Origin of the sequence: Maricaulis sp., from assembly GCF_048268525.1 — a bacterium.
Classification (GTDB): domain Bacteria; phylum Pseudomonadota; class Alphaproteobacteria; order Caulobacterales; family Maricaulaceae; genus Maricaulis.
Map to the genome: position 1 here is coordinate 1 of NZ_JBLWVH010000003.1, position 19,714 is coordinate 19,714.

Below are 19,714 nucleotides of genomic sequence, written 5' to 3' on the forward strand. Positions count from 1 at the left end.
CCATAAATCCCTTGCCGAGAGAAGGCCGTATCCGGTTCTTGAGCCCAAGGGTGAAACCGCGAAGCGCCGGCTGCGCCGCCCTTGACCTCAACACCCCGATACGGCCCGCTGGCTGACATGGGATTTATGGATGGGTCCACGCAGGGCGCGCGTGTAAACGGTACGTGTCCCCGCCTATTGGCGGCGAGATAAATGGTGTGTGGCCCTATTTTTTCGTTCGTGGTGGAGTGGGGCTTGTTGTGTCAGCCGTTGCGATTGCCGGGCCGGGGGTAGTAGCGTGCGTGTGAGCAATTACAGGGGTATGCATGGCGACGGCGGAAGAGAAGAAAGCTAGTCGGCGGCTGGCTTACGACGAATACGTCAAGCAACACGGAATAGGCGCGCTGAAACACGCGATGGAGGCCGCGACACAAGAGCAGGTGCGGCTCGACCTGAAACACAGCGTAAGCTCATACCCGGCTATCGAGATTGCGGCCTATATCGACGAATACGACAAAGCCGAAGCGGCGGATCACAAAGCCGAACAACGCAACTATGAAACCGACCGCGACAAACATACCCGATTGGCCGCGTATGGTGCCCTTGTGCTGGGGCTTGCGAATCTGGTGTGGAACATCGCTAAGGGATGAACTTTCCCCTGATCATACTGATCGCTTCCGGCAGTGCGTGGTTGCTAGGGTCTATCGGCATTCGTGCCATGCTGCGTGTAATAATTGTTAGGGAAGAACGGGGTGCTCAACCCAAAGTGACCGCACCAATGGCCGCATTGACTGCAGCGAGTGCGGTAGCGGTAGACGGTGGATTGATAGGTGTGGTGATAGCCACCCTATGGATGGTTTGGCGCTGGTTGGTGTAAGGCGCTAAAAAAACTGGGGCACAAACCATTTGATCCGTCGCCGCGCGTGGGCTCCCCTTCGGGCACGGCCTCAGTCTGCGCGCCGATTTCGCCTCCATGTGGAAAAATTGAGGCAGGCACCATTTTTGGGCAGGTTTGACGCTTCTATACTAACTGAAATTGTTGCCTATCCCTGTTTCTTTCAGCGCTGGACCTGATCACCGACTGGATCACAGCACGCGTCAGCAACGGAGCCCCAATGGGGGCCGGTACGATCAACGCGGCGCCGCGTTAGTCATGCCTGTCCCCGCTCGTCTCCAGCCTCAAAGCCAGGTCGAGATCTCGTCCAGCGACTTCTTGACCAGGGCGTGCTCCGGCACGGTCGCATCCTCGGCGGGATAGCCGCCGACGATCAGCATGTAGGGTTTTTCGCCGGCCGGGCGTTCGCAGACCTCGTTGAGGAAGCGCATCGGATTGGGCGTGTGGGTCAGCGTGACCAGGCCGGCCTCGTGCAGGGCTGCCAGCAGGAAACCGCAGGCAATGCCGACGCTTTCATGGATGTAGTAATTCTTCTTGTCCTGGCCGATCTCCTCGCCGCCGCGCTTCTGGGCGAAGACGGCGATCAGGACCGGCGCATGCTCGAGGAAGGGCTTGCTGGCATCGGTTCCCAGCGGCGCCAGCGCGTCGAGCCATTCCTGCGGCGCCTTGCCATTGTAGAAGGCCGCTTCCTCGGCCTCGGCCGCCTCGCGCAACGCCCGACGCTTGTCGGCATCGGTGAGGACCACGAAATGCCAGGGCTGGTGATTGGCACCTGACGGGGCCGAACCGGCGGCGATGATCGCCTGTTCGATCACCGCCCGCTCGACCGGCTTGTCGGAATAGTCCCGAACTGTACGGCGGCGCAGCAGATTCTGCGTGAAACGACTGACCCGATCGCGCATCTCGGCTTGCGGGTACTCAATATAATTTTCAAGCGGTACGCGTTTTTCCATACCCATCAGGACCCTCCCCGGCCCAAGCGAGGTGACACACTCAATCCCAGTCCAGAACCACCTTGCCGGACTTGCCGGCCCGCATGGCGTCGAAACCCTTCTGGAACTCATCGGCCTTGTAGCGGTGGGTGATGATGCGCGAAACGTCGAGACCGCTCTCAAGCATGGCGATCATCTTGTACCAGGTCTCGAACATTTCGCGGCCGTAAATGCCCTTCAGCGTGATCGCCTTGAGCACGAGCTGGCCGAAATCGACCTCGATCGGCTTGGACGGCAGGCCGAGCATGGCGACCTTGCCGCCCATCACCATATTGTTGAGCATCGAGCCGAAAGCCTGCGGCGCGCCGGACATTTCCAGGCCGACATCAAAGCCCTCGGTCATGCCCAGCTCTTTGGCCACATCCTCGATCTTCTCTTTCGAGACATCGACCGTGCGGATCTTCGGCGCGACCTGGCTGGCCAGGTGCAGGCGGTGGGTGTTGATATCGGTCAGCACGACATGACGGGCGCCGATATGGCGTGCAATGGCGGCGGCCATGATGCCGATCGGGCCGGCGCCGGTGATCAGCACATCCTCGCCGATCATGTCGAATTGCAGCGCTGTGTGTACCGCATTGCCGAGCGGATCGAGGATGGAGCCGATCTCGTCGGGCACATCCTCGGGCAGCGGCACGACATTGAAGGCCGGCAGTTTCATGTATTCAGCAAAGGCGCCGGGAATGTTGACGCCGACGCCGCGGGTTTCCGGGTCGAGATGGAAACGTCCGGCGCGGGCAGCCCGGCTTGTGACGCCAACCACATGACCTTCGCCGGAGACACGCTGGCCGACCTTGACCCGGGTCACGTTCGAACCCGTATCGACGATCTCGCCGGCATATTCATGGCCGACCACCATGGGCGTCGGCACATTCTTGGCCGCCCAGTCATCCCAGTTGTAGATATGGATGTCCGTGCCGCAGATGGCGGTGCGTTTGATCTTGATCAGGACATCATCCGGACCGATTTGCGGCTCCGGCACGTCCTCCATCCAGATGCCTTCTTCCGGCTTGGCTTTGACCAGGGCTTTCATGCAGCGTCCTCACCTTGTGGCGTTCCCGTCTGGGCGGGTTTGTCGCGAAGATACATCACAGCGGCGACGGGGAAAGTCAGCATCATCGGTATCAGCAGTATGCCCATCAGTTCAGCGACATGCCCGTTTGATCCGCTGATCCAGGTTGCGGCGATGGCGAGCGCGCCAATGGCCGCCGGAATGGCCAGGATACGGCGCCGGTCCATCCACAACATCGCCGCCAGCCAGGCGGCATAGGCGGCGATCAGCCCCCACTTGATCCAGGTATCGATGCGCAGCATCTCGATCCGCACCGGCAGGAAGCTGTCAAAGGCATAGGAGACCAGTTCCGCCTCGGCACTGGCCTCGTCGAAATAGCCGCGTGGAAGACAATCGCGCAGGACCACATCATCGCGACCATCCGCCGGTTCGATGTCCTCGCTGCAAAGCGGGTTTTCGATCTCGGCGAGAATGCCGTTGATGGTGGCGTTTTCCTGCCAGTCGGCCGGAATGGTCGCCAGCGCCAGGCCGATCCCGATCACCGCCAGAAAGCGTCCGCGCAAGGCCATGCCAAGAAAGAACACCGCCGCCATGCCGGCATAGGCAACCGGGAAGAACCAGTCCTTGAACTGGACATTGACCAGCCAGGCCCGCAAGGCGGCCGCGTCGTCTCCGCGCAGGAAAGCGATGTCATCGATATCCTCGGCAAATTCCAGCGCCAGTATGGGTGTCTGGAAACCGGGCGCCATTGGCGCACTGCCCAGGTTCGGCGGGCTGCCGAACAGCGCCAGAGGAAAGGCCAGCGTGGCCAGCGTCAGCACAAGAGTGGCCACAAAGGCCCAGCGTGAAAGTGTCATGACATCCCCCGATTGCCGCCATAATGGACCCCGGCTCGGCGTGATCAAGCGGTCAATCGCTCGGCCACCGTCTCCCCGATCGCCAGCGACGCGGTGAGGCCCGGACTCTCAATGCCAAACAGGGTCATCAGACCGGCCTGTCCATGGACATCCGGCCCGTCCATCCGAAAATCCGGTTGCGGCTGCCCCGGCCCATGCAGCTTCGGGCGGATACCGGCATAGTCCGGCATCAGGGCGCCATCCGGCAGGCCGGGCCAGAATCCCCGGGCAGTCGCCTCGAACGCGGCCGCCCGCGACGGATCCACCGTGTAGTCTTCGCCATCGACAAAGCTGAGATCGGGTCCGAACCGCGCCTGCCCGCCCAGATCACGTCGGTAATGTGTGCCAAGGGCCCCCGGTATCGGCAGCGGATAAACGAGCCGGGAAAACGGCGCCTTGCCGGACAGGGTGAAATAGACGCCCTTGCCATAGTGCAGCGCCGGGATCTGGTCGGCCGGATAGCCAACTACGCCAGACGCCGCCGCCTGGGCGCCCAGTCCCGCCGCGATCACCAGATAGCGGGTCGTGACCTCGGTCGCGTGTTCACCGCCCGTGCGGACCACAAAGCCGCCACCGGGCAGCGCCTCGGCGCTGGCAAAGGGCGTGTTGAGGGCAATCGCGCCGCCATGGCCGGCAATCTCGCCGGCCAGCGCGTCCATATAGGCGTGCGCATCCATGACGCCGCTTTCTTCCGACAGCAAGGCTGCTTCAGCATGCAATTCCGGCTCGAGCGCCCGTGCTTCGGCGCCACTGAGGCGTCGCATGCCACCGACCTGGTTGGTGTTGGCCTGGTCGAGAATGGCATCCAGCCGCTCGATTTCGTGTGGCTGGGTGGCGACAACCAGCTTGCCGCATTTCTCGTGCGGCAGATGGTGATGTTCGAGGAAGGCGTAGAGCATCAATCGCCCGGCCACGCACAGGCGGGCTTTCAGAGAGCCGGTCGGGTAATAGAGCCCGCCATGGATGACTTCGGAATTGCGCGAGGAAATGCCCTGGCCGATCGCCTTTTGCGCTTCCAGCACAACGGTTTCATGGCCCCTTCGGGCAAAGGCCCGCGCCGTCGCGAGGCCGACCGCTCCGCCGCCGACAATGATCGCATCTGTCTCGAAGGCCATGCGCATTCTCCCAGCCCGGCACGCCGAAAGCGCAAGACTGGCATGAGTCCGGCTCACGGGAAGAGGCTGGCCGCCGAGCCAGGCCACAAAAAGAAAAACCGCCCGGCGCAGGGCACCGGGCGGCTCTCAATTCAGCGTTTTGGCAGGATCAGCCCTCAGCAGCACTCACCGGCGGGAAGATACGGCCCAGCGGCCCGACCTGCGGGATTGGCAGCAGCAGGATGCGGCGGACCGGATTCCACGCCGCGCCCAGCACCACGACCACACCGCCCAGCACTAGCAGGGTGACGGCGACAACCGCGCCGGCACCGAGACCGGCCGAATTGACGATGATGCCGATGGAGACACCGGCCGTCACCAGGCCGGACACGATCAGCGCCCGACGATTGATGAGCAGCGAGACCAGGGCGAAAATCCCGATCACGGTCAGGGCCGTGATGGCCAGGCGGGTCGCTTCGGCACTGTTCGACGCCATGGCGGCAAACAGGTTGAGGTTTTCAGGATTGGCAAAGTCACTTTCCTGAAAGGTCCAGCCGGTCTGGGTGACGTTGAGGACGGCGCCCAGCAGGACCGGCGCGGCGAAGAAATGCAGCCAGAAAGCGGTACCGGCCAACCGCGTCTCGCGGCCCGGATCCCGGGCGTCGAACAGTATCCCGGCCAGCAGCAGCGATGCCCCGGCCGCGACATTGATCGTCGGCGCCCAGACAATCACCGTGTAGGGGTCGAAGGCCAGCAGCGTCATGACAGCGGTCAGCACCACGCCGACCCCCATCAACCCGCCCGCATAGGGCAGGCGATAGCTGAAATAATAGGCCGCCACCGGCAACAGGAAGGCGAGGCCGAACACGACCGGCATGAAGCGGATCGAGACCGGCAATTCCGCCAGCACCATCATCACCGCCTCGCGGCCGAACTCCATGTTGTCGACACTGTCACCCGCTACTTCGAACGACTGTTCGCTGATACCGGCGCCATGGATCAGAAACTGCGCATAGCCCCAGACCAGGACGATCATCGTCGCCACACCGAATACACTCGACAGGACGATGCCCGGCAGGATGCGTCTCTGCTTGCCCACCAGCAGGGCCGACAGGAACCAGATGAAGACGGCGATGCCGCCGATCAGCGCCATCAGCGCGTTCTGGAAGGCTTGCTCGCCCTCGTCCAGGCCGAGCCCGGCCATCACCTGGCCGGCACCGACAGCGAGACCACCGAGCAGGATCAAGACCCCGATCGTGGTGAATATGTCGTGGAAATTGTTCAGGAAAGGCAGCATCTCGTCCGATGGACGCGCGCTGCTGGCTTTCAGTTCGCTGGTATCCGTCATGGCAGTCCCCTGTTCACGTTACCCGTGTGATGCCCCCAAGCGATCATTCGGATGCAGAATTCGCCAAAAAAGCGAGTCTGACCGGGAGACACTACGCGCGTTTGGGGAAAAGGTCAGGGGGACTGTATGGGGTGGCGTCCCGGCCCTATCGCGCTTTCAAATCATCGCGCGAAAGCGGCTCGCCATGCAGGATGATGGTCTGGATGGTGTCCCAGGCGGCAACATCAAGGCGGGGATTGGCTTCCAGCAAGAGCAGATTGGCGACCTTGCCCACTTCGACCGTGCCATAGCGCGCCTCAAGCCCGAATTGCCGCGCCGGATTGATGGTCCCTGCCCGGAACACGGACTCGGGCGACACGCCGGATTGCGCCAGGCTCTCGATCTCGAGCCGCGTGCACAGCCCGGGTTGATTAGCGCTTGTCGGGCTGCCGGGACAATCGCTGGCCAGAAGCAGCGGATGCCCGGCCTGCTCGAGGAAGGCCGTCGCGCGCTGAACGCGCCCGACGCCATAGCCGAAAATCGCCGCCATCTCGTCTCGCGGTATGTCCGGCGGGAAATCGGCGGCCAGCTCATCAGCAAACCAGTCCGCACCGCCTGCGCGATACCAGTCGAGCAGGTCGGATGGGACGATGTCCGCGTATTCAGGCGCATCCATCCGGGCCGGCAGCAAGTGTTCGCCCAGGCCCGCCATGACGCGGTGGGTCGGCATATAGCCGACACCCTGCTCGTGCACGCGCTGCAGGACTTCCGCGACGGGCGGGTCACCCTCTGGCCATTGCCAATTCCACAGGCCGTGCGCCAGCACATCAACATCAGCATCAAGCGCGATCTGATACATGTCGATCGCATTGGCATGGGCGAGCAGGGGAAGCTCGTGCGCGTGCGCCGCATCGCGGATACGGCCCAGGATTTCGGCGTCATAGAGGGGCCATTCCGACTCCGCGCCGAAACCGTCTTCCAGATAGACTTTCACGCAAATCGCACCATCCGCCGCGATCCGCTCGACCACCATTTCCGGCGTCTGGGTCGCCGTAATGCGATACGGGTAGAGCGAAACCATATCCGCATCATCGCGCTGATTGATCGGATAGCCCGTCTCCTCATTGGGGATTTCACCGCATCGGAACAGGTCCGGCCTCTGGCTGATCGCGGCAAAATCGCGCCAGGCCAGAAGCGGCGCCGGATCGAGGATCTGCGTCACGCCGTAATAGAGCAGGCTGCGCGGCTGTTGCGCCATATAGGCGTCGACCAGCGCCTCATGATCACGCGCCGGAGCAACCCCGATCGCGCCCATGCCCGGCACGAAAGCCACATGGTGGTGACTGTCCATCAGGCCCGGCGTCAAAAAGCGGCCATGGCCCTCAATGCGCATGACCGACCGGTCGGCCGCAATCGGCTCGGCGGAAATCTCCGCAATGACACCGTCACGGATCAAGACATTCATGGCGTCCGACGCCGTCTCGCGCTCGGCGGAGACGATCACGACATTTTCGATCAGGAGTTCGTCGCGCTCCGACGTGCACCCGGCCAGTCCGAAGCCCACAAGAATTGTCGCAAACAGCAAACCCTTCACAGCCACACTTTCCTTTTCTCTGCCTTTTGTCGCCTGCAAATCCGATGAGCCAGGCCAGAGGCATTTTTTGTCCACCGGAGCGGTCGCGTCGCGCCTAGATAACCCCCAGCTCCTTGCCCACCTTGGTGAAGGCTGCCACAGCGCGATCTATCTGCTCTGGCGTATGCGCCGCGCTCATCTGGGTACGGATCCGGGCCTTGCCCTTGGGCACGACGGGGAAGAAGAAGCCGATCACATAGACGCCTTCACCCATCAGTCTCGACGCCATCTCCTGGGCCAGCTTGGCATCGCCGAGCATGACGGGAATGATCGGATGCTCGCCCGGCAAAAGGTCGAACCCGGCCTCGCTCATGCCGGTGCGGAAGCGTTTGGCATTGTCGAACAGGCGGGCGCGCAAGGCATCGCCCTCGGCGACCATGTCGAGCGCCTTCAGGGACGCGCCGGCGATGGCGGGCGCCAGTGAATTGGAGAACAGATAGGGCCGCGAGCGCTGGCGCAGCATGTCGATGATTTCCTTGCGCGCCGCGGTGAAACCGCCCATCGCCCCGCCCAGCGCCTTGCCGAACGTGCCGGTAATGATGTCGATCTCGCCGAGAACCCCGCAATGCTCCGGCGTGCCGCGTCCCTTCACACCCATGAAGCCATGCGCATGGCAATCATCGACCATGGTCAGCGCGTCATACTGCTTGGCCAGCCGGACGATGGATTTGAGGTCGGCGATATAGCCATCCATCGAGAACACGCCATCGGTGACAATCAGGATATGCCGCGCGCCATCGGCCCGGGCCTGTTTCAGCTGGGTCTCGAGATCACTCATGTCGGAATTGGCATAGCGATAGCGCTTGGCCTTGCACAGGCGCACGCCATCAATGATCGAGGCATGGTTGAGCGCGTCCGAGATGATCGCATCCTCCGGCCCCAGAAGCGGCTCGAACACGCCTCCATTGGCGTCAAAGGCGGCCGCATAAAGGATCGCATCCTCGCAGCCGGCAAAGGCCGCGACCTTGGCTTCCAGCTGCTTGTGCAGGTCCTGCGTGCCGCAAATGAAGCGCACCGAAGCGACACCAAAACCATGACTGTCGAGCGTCGATTTGGCGGCCTCGATCAATTCGGGACGATTGGCCAGGCCGAGATAGTTGTTGGCGCAGAAATTGATCACATGGCTGGACGCCCCGTCCGCCGTCACATCAATCTCGGAGAATTGCTGCGAGGTGATGATGCGTTCGCGCTTGTACAGCCCGTCCGCGTCGATCTGCTTCAACTCGTCGGACAGGTGGGCGTAGAAGGCGTCAGACATGGAGGGCTCCCAAGGGTGAGTCTGTGTTGGCCCACCTTCTATTGCCCTGCCTCAAACTTGTCATCCCGGCCACCCGCTTTCGCGGGCGCAGGCTCCTGCCCCGCAAAAGCAGGGCGCAGAGCCGGGATGACAAATGGCGGGTGAATATGGACACACGAAACCCATTTTTCCCTCCCGCACATCCCGCCTTTTCCACGTAAAGCTGGACATTGGATTGACACCACCCGCCCCGCCTCGCACCTTTGCCCGGCGCTGGGGAGGGCGACATCATGAGCACGACCGGGAAAGCGCGCGGGGAGCGGTTTTTCTTTTTCTATGCACTGGCGCTGTTCGCGATTGTCGTGACGGCCTTTCCACTGCACGCGCTGATCAATGGCGATGAGCTGCCACCCCTGCTCCCGCACATGCATGTGCATGCGGTCTCGATGGGGCTCTGGTTCGCTTTGATGGTGCTACAGACCACGCTGATCGCGCGCCGCAATTACGGTTTGCACAAGACACTGGGGGTCAGCAGCCTGGCGCTGGTGCCGATCATGCTGGGGACGGGCCTTTATATCTCCTGGGAGAATCTGGTTCGCACCGGCGACAACACCATCCTGATCGCCAACAGCGCCAATGCCGCTGTCTTCCTGGTCTTTTATGGCGCGGCCCTGCTCAACCGGGCCAAGGCCGCCCTGCACAAGCGCTTCATGCTGTTCGCCGGCCTCGCCCTGATGTTCCCTGCCTTCACGCGGATAACCTTTATTCTCCAGCTGGACGTCTTTCTGGTCCTGCCGATGTGGTTGGCCTTCCTGCTGGCCGTACCGGTTTACGACCTGATCCGCCAGCGCAAGGTCACAGCCGCCAGCCTGATCGGGATCGGGATCAATGTGCTCTACATCGTCGGCCTCGCGCTGGCGACGGCACCGCCGCCGGGATGACAAATTGCGGGTGAAAATGGACCCGCGAAACCCATTTTTCCCGGCCGCAAACCGGCGAAAGCCGGTTGGAGAGCCGGGACCGACCGCACGTCTTCACAAGCGATGAGCATCCCGTTGGTCCCGGATAGCGCTGACGCGCTTCCGGGAAAAATGGGTCGGCCCACTTCCCCATGGAATGGGGAGGAAAGCCGCTAGATCGACGGCAAATCCAGCCCCTGCTCGCGCGCGCTGTCCTTCGCGATACCAATCGACGCCAAACCTCCAAGTCCTAAGCCCTTGACCCGGATAAGCCCGTACGGCCCACTGACAGCAGAACGGATTGATGAAGGTCCCGAAAATGAAGTTCCGCACTTTGAAATCCATTGCCCACAATCTTGCGGACTCCTACGCCTCCGGAATCAGCTTGTTGCTCGGCGAGTACGAAATCTATCTCTTCGACGAGGCTGCTAGCGCTCCCGAAGGGCAAATAACCGTGGACTTTCTCGCGGGGACGTCGACAGGATCACCAGTAAGCGCAGGGCTCGCCCGTATAATCGCGCGCGGACCGCAAGGATTGAAGCGGCTGTGCGACAAACACGGGTGCTCGGTTGATGAGTTCAAGGAACTGACGGTTCGGTTCGGCACCGACCCAGTGCAGGGCAGGCATTTCACAGTCGCCGTGACCAGCTCTTCAGGGAAGACGTCCCGAGACCGTTATCTCGGTTCGCCGGGCCGGGCTTTGCTTCAATCCACCTAATCCACGCTCGGCAGATCCAGCCCCTGCTCCCGCGCGCAATCCTTGGCGATCTCATAGCCCGCATCGGCATGACGCATCACACCGGTCGCCGGGTCATTCCACAGCACGCGGCCAACGCGGGCGGCAGCGTCTTCGGTGCCGTCGGCGAGGACGACCTGGCCGGAGTGCATTGAGTAGCCCATGCCGACCCCGCCGCCATGGTGCAAGGACACCCAGGTGGCGCCGGAGGCGGTGTTCAATAGCGCGTTGAGGAGGGGCCAGTCGGCGACGGCGTCGGAACCGTCCATCATGGCTTCGGTTTCGCGATTGGGGCTGGCGACCGAGCCTGAGTCGAGATGGTCGCGGCCGATCACGACGGGGGCGGAGAGTTCGCCATTCTTCACCATCTCGTTGAACGCCAGGCCCAGCTTGTGGCGCTCGCCTAGGCCGACCCAGCAGATGCGCGCCGGCAGGCCCTGGAAGTGGATGCGCTCACGCGCCATGTCGAGCCAGCGGTGAAGATGCGGATTGTCCGGGATCAGTTCTTTGACCTTGGCGTCGGTCTTGTAGATGTCTTCCGGATCGCCGGACAGCGCCGCCCAGCGGAAAGGGCCAATGCCGCGGCAGAAGAGCGGGCGGATATAGGCCGGCACGAAACCGGGGAAATCGAAGGCATTGGTAACGCCCTCATCAAAGGCCATCTGGCGGATATTATTGCCGTAGTCGAGCGTCGGGATGCCCTGCTCCCAAAAGGCCAGCATCGCCTTGACCTGCTCGGCCATGGAGGCTTTCGCGGCGGCTTCGACAGCGGCGGGATCGCTCTCGCGTTTTTCGTCCCATTCGGCGAGGCTCCACCCAGCGGGCAGATAGCCATTGGCCGGGTCGTGGGCCGAGGTCTGGTCAGTGACCATGTCCGGCTTCACGCCGCGTTTCACCAGTTCCGGGAAGACCTCGGCCGCATTGCCGAGCAGGCCGACCGAGACCGCCTCGCCCCTGGCACAGGCCGCATTGATGATCTCCAGCGCCTCATCCAGCGTGGTAGCGCTCTTGTCGAGATAGCCGGTCTTCAGCCGCATTTCGATCCGGCTCGGCTGGCATTCCACCGCCAGCATGGAGGCACCCGCCATGGTCGCAGCGAGCGGCTGGGCGCCGCCCATGCCGCCAAGCCCGCCGGTCAGGATCCACTTGCCGGTCAGGTCTCCGCCATAATGCTGGCGACCGGCCTCGACGAAAGTCTCATAGGTGCCCTGAACGATGCCTTGCGAGCCGATATAGATCCACGAGCCGGCCGTCATCTGGCCGTACATCATCAGGCCCTTCTTATCGAGCTCGCGGAAATGATCCCAATTGGCCCAGTTGGGCACGAGATTGGAATTGGCGATCAAAACCCGCGGGGCATCCTTGTGGGTGCGGAAGACCCCAACCGGCTTGCCGGACTGGACCAGCAGGGTCTCGTCTTCCTTCAGGCGTTTCAGCGTCGCGACGATGCGGTCATAGCTTTCCCAGTCGCGCGCCGCCCGACCGATCCCGCCATAGACGACCAGCTCTTCCGGCTTCTCGGCCACGTCGGGGTCGAGATTGTTCATCAACATGCGCAAGGGCGCCTCGGCAGCCCAATGGGTGGCGTCGAGCTTGGAGCCATGCTTGGCGCGGATGATGCGGGAATTGTCGCGGCGGGTCTGGGTCATTTACTTCACCTCTCCGGAATAGAGACTTTTCGCCGCGTCGAGCGCGGCTTTCATGACGTCCTTGAGGGCCGCGCGCAGCTGGTCAGCCTTGGCCGTGTCCAGCGTCCAGGGCGGCGCCTCGCTCATATAGGCGGATTGGGCGAGTTCCATTTGCAGGGCGTGGATATTCTGGCTCGGACGGCCGAAGGCGCGGGTGATAAAACCGCCCTTGAAGCGGCCGTTGACGATGGAGGCGTATTCCTCGTGATCCATCATCGCCTTGACCGCCCAACGCTCGATCATCCGGTCGCAACTCTCGCCGCCATTGGTGCCCAGATTGAGATCCGGCAGCACACCCTCGAAAAGGCGCGGGACTTCGGACGCGATGGAATGGGCATCCCAGAGCAGGGCATAGCCATGCTCCATCCGGGTCGCCATCAGCGTCTCGGTCAGGGCACGGTGGTAGGGGTCGTAATAATCGGTCCGCCGCTGCTCGATCTCGTCATCATCCGGCGCATCGCCATCCTTGTAGATCGGCGTGCCGTCAAACAGCGTCGTCGGCACCAGATCCGTCGTCGCCTGGCCGGGATAGAGCGAGGAGCCCGTCGGGTCGCGATTGAGATCGATGACGTAGCGCGAGTAGTTGGCGCGGATGATCGTCGCGCCCATGCCGTCAAGGAAGTCGTAGAGTTCCGGAATGTGCCAGTCCGTATCCGGCAGGCCGCCCGCCGGCTCGCTCAAGCGCTCTGCCAGTCCCGGCGCCAGGGCCGTGCCGGAATGCGGCATGGAAACAACGAGCGGCGACTCGCCGCGTTTGAGCGTGAAAACGTCCATCAGGCAATCCCGGGAAGCGTGCCCGCATCCGCGACAAGCCCCCTGCCCGCCACCAGATCGCGCGCATTGGCGATATCGGTGGCAAAATAGCGGTCATCGCCATAGGCGGGAACCGTCTGGCGCAATCTCGCCTTGGCCGTTTCCAGCACCGGCGAGGATGTCAGCCCGGCATGGAAATCCGTCCCTTGGGCTCCGCACAAAAGTTCGATCCCGACCACCGCATGGAGGTTCTCGGCCATCTTCAGCATGCGCAAAGCGCCATGGGTCGCCATGGAAACATGGTCTTCCTGGTTGGCGCTGGTGGGAATGCTGTCGACCGAGGCCGGATAGGCTTTCTGCTTGTTCTCCGAGACCAGCGCCGCCGCCGTCACGTGGGCGATCATGAAGCCGGAATTGATGCCCGGATTGGGCGTCAGGAAGGCCGGCAGACCTGATACCGCCGGGTCGGTCAAAAGCGCGATGCGGCGCTCGCAGATCGAGCCGATTTCGCAGGCCGCCATGGCGATCTGATCAGCGGCGAAGGCGACGGGCTCGGCGTGGAAATTGCCGCCGGAAATGGCTTCGTCGGTGTCGGTGAAAATCAGCGGATTGTCGGTCACCGCATTGGCTTCGCGCTCCAATACCGCCCCGGCCTGGCGCAGCAGGTCGAGCACCGCACCCATGACCTGCGGCTGGCAGCGCAGGCAGTATGGATCCTGGATTTTCTCGCAGCTGACATGGCTTTCCAAAACGCCCGAGCCGTCGAGCAATCCCCGCAGTGCCGCCGCGACATCGATCTGGCCGGGATGACCGCGCAGGGCGTGGATGCGTGGGTCAAATGGCGCGACCGACCCCTTGGCGGCATCGACACTGAGCGCGCCGGAAACCAGCGCCGCCTGAAAGCCCGCGTCGACCTCGAACAGGCCTGCCAGCGCCAGCGCGGTTGAGGTCTGGGTTCCGTTCAGGAGGGCGAGGCCTTCCTTGGGGCCGAGCTCGACCGGTTTCAGTCCTGCCGTGGCCAGACCCTCGCGGGCCGGCATGCGCTCGCCATTCACCGTGACATCCCCGGCCCCGATCAGGGCGGCCGACATATGCGCCAGCGGTGCCAGATCGCCGGATGCGCCGACCGAGCCTTGCGACGGGATGACCGGCAGCACGTCCGCATCCAGCATGGCCTGCATGGCCTCGATCGTGGTCCAGCGGATACCGGAGGCCCCACGCCCCAGGCTCGCCAGTTTGAGCGCCATGACCAGGCGTACGATGCGGCTGTCCAGTGCGTCTCCGATCCCCGCTGCATGGGACAGGACCAGGCGTTCCTGCAAGGTCGCCAGCTCGTCATCGGCGATACGGGTCTGGGCCAGCTTGCCGAAGCCGGTATTGAGGCCATAGACCGCCTTGCCCGAAGCGATCAGACGATCAACCGGGGCTGCCGCCGCGTCAACATCGGCCTTGGCAGCGGCATCGATCCGGATACCCGCACCGCGCCAGATCTTCGCCCAGTCGGCCAGCGCCATGGCGCCGGGTTTGATGGTCACAGTGGTCACAACTGTCACTGCCATTCTCCTGCGAGGATGCGGCCATGCAGTGGCCGGCGTCCGATCCATTGGATGATTTCTGCGGGCCGTTCGACGTCCCAGATGGCGAGGTCAGCGGCCTTGCCAACCTCCAGCGTACCGATCTCGTCCTGCAGGCCGAGCGCCCGCGCGGCATTTCGGGTCATTCCGGCAAAGGCTTCCGGCAAGGTCAGACTAAACAGGATGCAAGCCATGTTGGCGGCAGTCAGCAAGGATACCAGCGGCGAGGTGCCGGGATTGGCGTCCGTGGCCACCGCCATGTCGACGCCCGCGGCCCGCATTGCCTCGACGGGCGGTTTCTTCGTCTCGCTCAAGGCGTAGAAGGCGCCCGGCAGCAACACACCAACCGTGCCGGCCTTGGCCATCGCGGCGATACCTTCAGCATTGGTGTATTCGATATGGTCGGCCGACAGGCCGCCGAACTCGGCGACCAGCTTGGCACCGCCGGTATCGGACAATTGGTCGGCATGAAGCTTGACTGGCAGGCCTGCGGCCTTGGCGGCAATGAAGAGACGACGCGTTTCTTCCGGCGAGAAAGCGATCCCCTCGCAATAGGCGTCGACCGCGTCCGCGAGACCGTCGCGGGCCGCTTCGCGGATCAACGGGATGCAGACCTCGTCGATATAGCGGCCGCTCTCACCCTTGAATTCCGGCGGCACGGCGTGGGCGGCAAGCAAGGTCGCCGAGACTCGCATGCCCGAGGCCCGTTCAACGCCACGCGCGGCGCGCAACATGGTGCGCTCGCTCTCCCGTGTCAGCCCGTAGCCGGACTTGATCTCGACTGTGCCGACACCTTCCTGTGCCAAGGCATCGATCCGCGTCAGCGCCCCCGCCGCCAGCTCGGCCGCGCCCGCCGCGCGGGTTGCCTCGACAGAGCGCGCAATGCCGCCACCCGACCGCGAAATGCTCTCATAACTCTCCCCGCCCAGACGACGCTCGAACTCGTCAGAGCGATCACCGGCGAAGACCAGGTGGGTGTGACAATCGATCAGCGCCGGTGTCACCCAACGGCTGGCCAGGCGTTCGGTTTCCCGAGCCTCGCCCGGGATCTCGGACATCGGACCGATCCAGGCGATTCGCCCGTCCTTGATGCCCAGTGCCGCCTTTTCGATGACGCCATAGCCGCCATCTCCAGCGACCATCGTCGCCAGTCGGGCTTCGGTCAGCAGGCGGTCGAATTGCATCGGCATGGGCTCCCGGGGACTTTGCAAGCGGCTAATTGTCTATACAATAAATCCCGCTTTTCGAGTCTGTCCAGCCGGGAGACACCGTGTCCGCTGATTTTCATCTCGCTTGCGCGCTTCTGCCCGATGGCTGGACCAGGGATGTCCGACTGGGCGTCGGTCCCGACGGTACAATCACAAACCTGATCGTTGGCGAGCCAGCACAGCAAGGCGATACACGCCTGGGCACGGTCCTGCCGGGCATGGCCAACCTGCATTCGCACGCTTTCCAGCGCGCCATGGCCGGACTGTCGGAACGGCGCGGCCCGGGCACGGACAGTTTCTGGTCCTGGCGCGAGGTCATGTACCGCTTCCTCGACCGACTCGACCCCGACGCCGTGGAGGCGATCGCGGCCATGGTACAGGTGGAAATGCTGGAGGCAGGATTCACCGCGGTCGGCGAGTTCCACTATCTGCACCACACGCCCGACGGCACACCTCATGACGATCCCGGCGAGATGGCTGCCCGGATCTGCGCCGCCGCCGACACGACCGGCATCGCGCTGACCCTGTTGCCGGTCTTCTATCGCTGGTCGGGCTTCAATCAGGCTGCGGCGACGCCGGGCCAGCGCCGTTTCATCTCCGGTCCCGATCTCTACGCGACGCTCGTCGAGCGGGCGCGCCACCATGCCGACCAGCTGCCACACGCCACCGTCGGCATCGCGCCCCACTCGCTGCGCGCCGCTTCCATGGACGATATCCACGCGATCCTGCCGCTCGCCGAGGGCGGCCCGGTCCATATCCACATTGCCGAGCAGACTGGCGAGGTCGACGCCTGCATCGACGCCACCGGCGCCCGCCCTGTTCGCCATCTCCTGGACCGGCAACCGGTCAATGACAGCTGGTGCCTGGTCCATGCCACTCACATGGACGCTGGTGAGACCCGTGATCTGGCCGCCAGCGGCGCAGTCGCGGGCCTGTGTCCGATGACCGAAGCCAGCCTGGGAGACGGGCTGTTTCCGGCGGTGGACTATCTCGCCGCCGGCGGCCGCATCGGCATCGGCTCGGACAGCCATATCCGCATCGACCTGGCCGAAGAGCTGCGCCTGCTGGAATACGGCCAGCGTCTGACGCGGCGCGAACGCAATGTCCTCTCCGCCCCCGGTGCCAGCACAGGTCGACACCTGTTCGATGCAGCCTGCCAGGGCGGCGCGCAGGCGATCGGGCAGGCCACTGGTCGCATCGCCGTCGGGCAGCGCGCCGACCTTGTCGAGTTGGACGACCGGCACCCGGTCCTCGCCGGACGTTCCGGCGATAAGCTGATCGACAGCTGGCTGTTCGCCGGCGATGCGCGGCAGGTGCGCAGCGTCCATGTCGGTGGCATCGCGCGCGTTCAGGATGGTCGCTCCACCTGCCGTGAGACAGTTGCCAGACGCTATGAAACGACCCTGAAAACCATCATGGCGGACTGGACGGCATGACCGACTGGCGCGACCAGCTGAAACTGGATGGCGAAGGTCCGGTCTATGACCAGATCCGCCAGGCCATCCTGTCCCGCATCCGTAGCGGCAGCTGGGCGCCTGGCGATCGCCTGCCGTCGGAAGCCGATCTCTGCGCTCATTTCGGGACCGCGCGGATGACGGTCAGCCGGGCTTTGCGCGCACTCACCGAGGACGGGCTGGTGATCCGAAAGCGCCGCGCCGGAAGTTTCGTGGCCCAACCGGACGCTCCGGCAGCGCTCCTGAAAATCATCGACATGGCCAGCGCCATTCCCGCGCGCGGTCAGCGTTATGGCTATCAGTGCCTGGACAATCAAACCGTTCCGGCAAGCGACGATATTGCCCGCCAGATGCGCCTCCTGTCCGGTGCACGCGTGCAACATGTGCGCTGTCTGCATACGGCTGACGGCCAACCGGTCGAACTGGAGGAACGCTGGATCAATCTCGCCTTGTTGCCGGATGTCGCCCAGACCGACTTTTCCGCCGAAGGCCCTGGCGGCTGGCTGCTGAGGCAGACTCCATGGACCGAAGCCGAACACACGGTCTCCGCCATCAATGCCGACCCCACGCTCGCCGCCAATCTCGGCATCGAGCCGGGTGCCGCCTGCCTGGTCCTTGAACGTCGTACCTTCCAGGGCGACGACGTCGTCACCCTCGCCCGCCTCACCCACCCGGGCGACCGGCATGTAATGAGCGAACGCTTTGCGCCCCAGCACAGCCCGACGCCTTGAGTCCGGATCGGTATCGGCCCCGCATCGCCCCCAAGCCATGACCTGTCTCGACAGGCCCGCCGCCATGACGCCGGGCGTGGGTCAATGCAGGGCCGAGTGAGGCCCTGCCCGGGCGATCAGTCCCGAGCGTCCATGATGGCTGTATGAGCCACTTTCCAGCCGTCTACGTCACGAGCCAACACCAGGTGGAAATGGGTGCGACGCAGTAAACGGCCCACAATCGCCGAGGGACCGCGATTGCCGTCCGTGTAGAGATGCAGGACAGCGGCCTCGTCGCCGAGCACTCGCATCGAGATCAGTTCCATATTCTCGGCTTCAGTCCGTGAAACACCGGGGCCGAAGGCAGGAAACAGCCGGTGCTCGAGAAACTCGGCGAGAGAGGGGGCGTCGATGAACATGCGGGCATAAGCATTGATCCACTCGGTATCGTCAGCATGCAACGCGATGAAGGCATCGGTGTCCTCTTCACTCCAGGCCTGGCGATACGCACTCAGGAAGCTGAGCAGTTCCTCTCGCTGCACAGACCCGGATTCAAATCCGATTTCCCGGTAGACCGGGATATCGCGTCGCTCCTGGGCCTGCGCTTCCATGGGGAGTGCGAGCACGGCGATGGCCAGGGGTATCAAGGCAAATCTGTTGAACATGTTTGTCGTCCTTTCAGGGTATCGGTTACGTTGACAGCCATCACGGCGGTCTTCGGTCCGCATGCCTGTCCCCCCGTCCCGAAGCGAGGTTGACGTCGCGAAATGTCGCTTTTTAACGCGAATGGTCCCGGGTCGGCCGCGAAAACACCCTCCCTCTGGCACCGGGATGTCGGACTGCTCTGCGGAGTCTGGCTGTTCATGACATCAACCTTCGTCGTGAGCGGCGCCTATGACACGGATGAATTCGGCCTGCTTCATCGCGTCGTGTTCTGGATGTTTGCGACCGCCTTGGTTGTCTTCCAGCCCGCCATACTGGAGCGCGGACTTGCCCGCGTCACACCGGCCAGCCCGGCCGGCGCCTGGCTGTCGACCCTCGGCGCAGTCCTGGTCGCGATTCCCGTCATCGCGGTCGAACTTCATCTCTTGAAGTCGACACCCCTTTTGCCGCGGGCCGCCGACCCCTGGATCGAATTCATCCCCTTTGTGGGCGCCCCTGTGATGGTTGTCGCGGGGTTCGTCCTGTTTCTGCGCTTCGCCTGGGAGCGGCGGCACCTGGACACCGGGGCACGCCCCGCCCCGAGTGCCGACGACGCCACACAGGCCCGCGGCGCCATCGGGCCGGAAACACTCTATGTCCGGTCACAGGACCACTATCTCGAGATCACCACCGAGGGCGGACGTCGTTTCATCCGGGGCCGTCTGGCGGATTTGAAGTCGGGCAATGATCTGCTTGGCTTTGCTCCCCACCGATCTTGGTGGGTCGCAGACCGGGCGATCGAAACCTGCAAGCGGGACGGTCGTGATCTGCGACTGGTTTTGAGCGATGGCACGCAGGTGCCTGTCAGCCGGTCATGCAGGACGTTGGTGCGAGCGCGAGGCCTGATCTGAGCAGAAGCGCTGCCGCC

General features: G+C 63.5%; 18 protein-coding genes. 6 read left to right on the top strand and 12 right to left on the bottom strand.

Going from position 1 to position 19,714, the window contains the following annotated elements; all coding sequences use genetic code 11:
* Positions 1-305 precede the first annotated feature (305 nt).
* On the top strand, positions 306-629 hold the full coding sequence (locus ACN0X9_RS02330) for a hypothetical protein (protein WP_417486029.1): 324 nt from the start codon (positions 306-308) through the stop codon (positions 627-629).
* A gap of 529 nt (positions 630-1,158) precedes the next feature.
* Here ACN0X9_RS02330 and ACN0X9_RS02335 read toward each other — a convergent pair.
* The 7 genes from ACN0X9_RS02335 to ACN0X9_RS02365 form a co-directional block, all read right to left on the bottom strand.
* Entirely contained in the window at positions 1,159-1,827 is a 669-nt protein-coding gene (locus tag ACN0X9_RS02335; RefSeq protein WP_417486179.1) for a nitroreductase family protein, read from the bottom strand.
* Between the two features lie 40 nt (positions 1,828-1,867).
* Entirely contained in the window at positions 1,868-2,896 is a 1,029-nt protein-coding gene (gene tdh / locus ACN0X9_RS02340) for an L-threonine 3-dehydrogenase (RefSeq protein ID WP_417486030.1), read from the bottom strand.
* Positions 2,893-3,732: a hypothetical protein gene (locus ACN0X9_RS02345; RefSeq protein ID WP_417486031.1), complete on the bottom strand. Its 840-nt coding sequence runs from the start codon at positions 3,730-3,732 to the stop codon at positions 2,893-2,895. The genes tdh and ACN0X9_RS02345 overlap by 4 nt, the downstream gene beginning before the upstream one ends.
* A gap of 44 nt (positions 3,733-3,776) precedes the next feature.
* Positions 3,777-4,886 carry an NAD(P)/FAD-dependent oxidoreductase gene (locus ACN0X9_RS02350; RefSeq protein WP_417486032.1) on the bottom strand — a complete coding sequence of 370 codons (1,110 nt, stop codon included), beginning with the start codon at positions 4,884-4,886 and terminating at the stop codon, positions 3,777-3,779.
* Between the two features lie 148 nt (positions 4,887-5,034).
* The gene (locus tag ACN0X9_RS02355; RefSeq protein ID WP_417486033.1) at positions 5,035-6,213 is read right to left on the bottom strand and encodes a hypothetical protein; all 1,179 of its coding nucleotides are present in this window, start codon (positions 6,211-6,213) and stop codon (positions 5,035-5,037) included.
* Between the two features lie 145 nt (positions 6,214-6,358).
* On the bottom strand, positions 6,359-7,792 hold the full coding sequence (locus ACN0X9_RS02360; RefSeq protein ID WP_417486034.1) for an amidohydrolase family protein: 1,434 nt from the start codon (positions 7,790-7,792) through the stop codon (positions 6,359-6,361).
* An 88-nt stretch (positions 7,793-7,880) separates the two neighbouring features.
* A complete protein-coding gene (locus ACN0X9_RS02365) occupies positions 7,881-9,083 on the bottom strand; it encodes a glycine C-acetyltransferase (RefSeq protein ID WP_417486035.1) in 1,203 nt (400 codons plus the stop codon).
* 269 nt (positions 9,084-9,352) lie between these two features.
* Between ACN0X9_RS02365 and ACN0X9_RS02370 the strand changes: the two genes are divergently transcribed.
* Positions 9,353-10,003: a hypothetical protein gene (locus tag ACN0X9_RS02370; protein WP_417486036.1), complete on the top strand. Its 651-nt coding sequence runs from the start codon at positions 9,353-9,355 to the stop codon at positions 10,001-10,003.
* Positions 10,004-10,340: 337 nt separating this feature from the next.
* A complete protein-coding gene (locus ACN0X9_RS02375; RefSeq protein WP_417486037.1) occupies positions 10,341-10,739 on the top strand; it encodes a hypothetical protein in 399 nt (132 codons plus the stop codon).
* On the opposite strand, the gene hutU is transcribed toward ACN0X9_RS02375, so the two are convergent.
* The 4 genes from hutU to hutI are packed head-to-tail and all read right to left on the bottom strand — an operon-like array spanning position 10,736 to position 15,956.
* Positions 10,736-12,406: a urocanate hydratase gene (gene hutU, locus ACN0X9_RS02380; RefSeq protein WP_417486038.1), complete on the bottom strand. Its 1,671-nt coding sequence runs from the start codon at positions 12,404-12,406 to the stop codon at positions 10,736-10,738. The genes ACN0X9_RS02375 and hutU overlap by 4 nt on opposite strands.
* Complete coding sequence (gene hutG, locus ACN0X9_RS02385) at positions 12,407-13,219, bottom strand: N-formylglutamate deformylase (protein WP_417486039.1); 813 nt, start codon at positions 13,217-13,219, stop codon at positions 12,407-12,409.
* Positions 13,219-14,742, bottom strand: a complete 1,524-nt coding sequence (gene hutH, locus ACN0X9_RS02390) for a histidine ammonia-lyase (protein ID WP_417486180.1) — start codon at positions 14,740-14,742, stop codon at positions 13,219-13,221. Before hutH ends, hutG begins: the two co-directional genes overlap by 1 nt.
* Before the next feature lie 5 nt (positions 14,743-14,747).
* The gene (hutI, locus tag ACN0X9_RS02395; protein ID WP_417486181.1) at positions 14,748-15,956 is read right to left on the bottom strand and encodes an imidazolonepropionase; all 1,209 of its coding nucleotides are present in this window, start codon (positions 15,954-15,956) and stop codon (positions 14,748-14,750) included.
* An 86-nt stretch (positions 15,957-16,042) separates the two neighbouring features.
* Here hutI and ACN0X9_RS02400 point away from each other — a divergent pair, with 86 nt between their 5' ends.
* Positions 16,043-17,416, top strand: coding sequence for a formimidoylglutamate deiminase (locus ACN0X9_RS02400; protein WP_417486040.1), 1,374 nt, complete (start codon positions 16,043-16,045; stop codon positions 17,414-17,416).
* Positions 17,413-18,165, top strand: a complete 753-nt coding sequence (gene hutC, locus ACN0X9_RS02405; RefSeq protein WP_417486041.1) for a histidine utilization repressor — start codon at positions 17,413-17,415, stop codon at positions 18,163-18,165. The genes ACN0X9_RS02400 and hutC overlap by 4 nt, the downstream gene beginning before the upstream one ends.
* Positions 18,166-18,281: 116 nt before the next feature.
* Here the strand turns inward: hutC and ACN0X9_RS02410 are convergent, their stop codons facing one another.
* Complete coding sequence (locus tag ACN0X9_RS02410) at positions 18,282-18,809, bottom strand: DUF4440 domain-containing protein (protein ID WP_417486042.1); 528 nt, start codon at positions 18,807-18,809, stop codon at positions 18,282-18,284.
* A gap of 198 nt (positions 18,810-19,007) precedes the next feature.
* Here ACN0X9_RS02410 and ACN0X9_RS02415 point away from each other — a divergent pair, with 198 nt between their 5' ends.
* A complete protein-coding gene (locus tag ACN0X9_RS02415) occupies positions 19,008-19,697 on the top strand; it encodes a LytTR family DNA-binding domain-containing protein (RefSeq protein WP_417486043.1) in 690 nt (229 codons plus the stop codon).
* Positions 19,698-19,714: the final 17 nt, after the last annotated feature.

Coding starts and splice junctions, on each gene's coding strand:
- ACN0X9_RS02375 (WP_417486037.1), top strand. CDS start 10,341: ATGAAGTTCCGCACTTTGAAATCCATTGCCCACAATCTTGCGGACTCC.
- hutC (WP_417486041.1), top strand. CDS start 17,413: ATGACCGACTGGCGCGACCAGCTGAAACTGGATGGCGAAGGTCCGGTC.
- hutU (WP_417486038.1), bottom strand. CDS start 12,406: ATGACCCAGACCCGCCGCGACAATTCCCGCATCATCCGCGCCAAGCAT.
- ACN0X9_RS02410 (WP_417486042.1), bottom strand. CDS start 18,809: ATGTTCAACAGATTTGCCTTGATACCCCTGGCCATCGCCGTGCTCGCA.
- ACN0X9_RS02350 (WP_417486032.1), bottom strand. CDS start 4,886: ATGGCCTTCGAGACAGATGCGATCATTGTCGGCGGCGGAGCGGTCGGC.
- ACN0X9_RS02370 (WP_417486036.1), top strand. CDS start 9,353: ATGAGCACGACCGGGAAAGCGCGCGGGGAGCGGTTTTTCTTTTTCTAT.
- hutI (WP_417486181.1), bottom strand. CDS start 15,956: ATGCAATTCGACCGCCTGCTGACCGAAGCCCGACTGGCGACGATGGTC.
- ACN0X9_RS02415 (WP_417486043.1), top strand. CDS start 19,008: ATGACATCAACCTTCGTCGTGAGCGGCGCCTATGACACGGATGAATTC.
- ACN0X9_RS02335 (WP_417486179.1), bottom strand. CDS start 1,827: ATGGAAAAACGCGTACCGCTTGAAAATTATATTGAGTACCCGCAAGCC.
- hutG (WP_417486039.1), bottom strand. CDS start 13,219: ATGGACGTTTTCACGCTCAAACGCGGCGAGTCGCCGCTCGTTGTTTCC.
- ACN0X9_RS02365 (WP_417486035.1), bottom strand. CDS start 9,083: ATGTCTGACGCCTTCTACGCCCACCTGTCCGACGAGTTGAAGCAGATC.
- ACN0X9_RS02355 (WP_417486033.1), bottom strand. CDS start 6,213: ATGACGGATACCAGCGAACTGAAAGCCAGCAGCGCGCGTCCATCGGAC.
- ACN0X9_RS02345 (WP_417486031.1), bottom strand. CDS start 3,732: ATGACACTTTCACGCTGGGCCTTTGTGGCCACTCTTGTGCTGACGCTG.
- tdh (WP_417486030.1), bottom strand. CDS start 2,896: ATGAAAGCCCTGGTCAAAGCCAAGCCGGAAGAAGGCATCTGGATGGAG.
- ACN0X9_RS02330 (WP_417486029.1), top strand. CDS start 306: ATGGCGACGGCGGAAGAGAAGAAAGCTAGTCGGCGGCTGGCTTACGAC.